At 53.0% G+C, this 549-nt stretch carries 1 rRNA gene; it reads left to right on the top strand.

Annotated features, from left to right (window positions below):
- Positions 1-120: 120 nt before the first annotated feature.
- A 16S ribosomal RNA gene (locus tag ACFFUV_RS24255) occupies positions 121-549 on the top strand; the annotation flags it as partial.

Here is a 549-nt window from a genome sequence, read left to right as displayed (position 1 = left end):
GCGCCGTGCTGGTATAAGCGAGGAGGCACGAGGGAGACAAACCCGAGTGAAGAGCTTGCGAAGCATGGCGCAAATGAAATCGAGAGATTCCATTTGGTCCAGCAATTTCAAAAATTATATTTGATGGAGAGTTTGATTCTGGCTCAGAACGAACGCTGGCGGCGTGGATAAGACATGCAAGTCGAACGGGAGAATTGCTAGCTTGCTAATAATTCTCTAGTGGCGCACGGGTGAGTAACACGTGAGTAACCTGCCTCTTAGTGGGGGATAGCCCTGGGAAACCGGGATTAATACCGCATACGATTGAAAGATCAAAGCAGCAATGCGCTAGGAGATGGGCTCGCGGCCTATTAGTTAGTTGGTGAGGTAACGGCTCACCAAGGCGATGACGGGTAGCCGGTCTGAGAGGATGTCCGGCCACACTGGAACTGAGACCCGGTCCAGACACCTACGGGTGGCAGCAGTCGAGAATCATTCACAATGGGGGCAACCCTGATGGTGCGACGCCGCGTGGGGGAATGAAGGTCTTCGGATTGTAAACCCCTGTCA

The organism is Vibrio olivae, assembly GCF_042428525.1.
Taxonomy (GTDB): domain Bacteria; phylum Pseudomonadota; class Gammaproteobacteria; order Enterobacterales; family Vibrionaceae; genus Vibrio; species Vibrio olivae.
The sequence above is the reverse complement of the archived record's forward strand: the minus strand, read 5'-3'. Positions and strand labels throughout refer to the sequence as shown.